The organism is Rathayibacter sp. AY1A4, assembly GCF_002930955.1.
GTDB lineage: Bacteria > Actinomycetota > Actinomycetes > Actinomycetales > Microbacteriaceae > Rathayibacter.
Genome location: NZ_PSTN01000061.1, coordinates 1 through 714, shown reverse-complemented (window position 1 = coordinate 714; position 714 = coordinate 1). Strand labels below are relative to the sequence as shown.

Sequence of the window (714 nt, the reverse complement as noted above, 5' to 3'; positions counted from 1 at the left end):
CGGTGCGGACGCCGGGCGCCCGGTCGTCGGTCGCGGGGTCGCTGCGGGAGAGCAGGTCGTCGAGTGTGCGTCGCGTCATCGGGGCCATCCTTCGTCGGTCGGGCGTGTACCGAGTACGTGGCCGGGTGGGGCCCGAGCGTTGCACGGGACCTGACAGGAGAAGTCAGCCGAGCCGGTCGCGCGCGCTCACTTCTTAGAACTCCTTCGCGAGGACCCGTCAAAAGGCGCCATATTCGGCTTCACCCCGGTCCTTTTCTCATCGGTTATGGCCCCGACAAGGGGGGCTCACTTCTCTATGGCGAGAGGGAGGCCGACCTATACGTTCATCTTCGGAAGCCCGCGGGGAAGGCGTGCTCCCCTCCGGAGTCTGGGGCCTCCGCACTCGCTGCGACATCCGTGTCGTTCGTCGTGTCGACGTTTCGCTCATCTCCACGATCGACAACACGACTGAGAAGCAGAACCATGGCTTTCACGACCCGGCGGCGCCGCCACTCACGGCACCGAGCGCCGTCGCGCCTCGGAATGCGAGCCGTCGTCTTCGCGACGATCGGCGCTCTCCTCGTCGGCTCGTGGGGGCTCGGCGACGTCTCCGCCTCGTCTCCCGCGCAGGCCGCGAACCAGGCGGATCCGGTCGCCGGCGACGCCCCCGCTCCTCTCCCGACGCCCGTCGCACCGACACCGCCGGCAGCCCCCGAGGCCGATCCGGCACCCGCC

The 714-nt window shown here is 69.5% G+C and carries 1 pseudogene; it reads left to right on the top strand.

The features are described 5' to 3' along the window. Positions 1–462: 462 nt before the first annotated feature. Positions 463–714 (top strand): annotated as a pseudogene (locus C5B92_RS16805) (hypothetical protein); the annotation flags it as partial.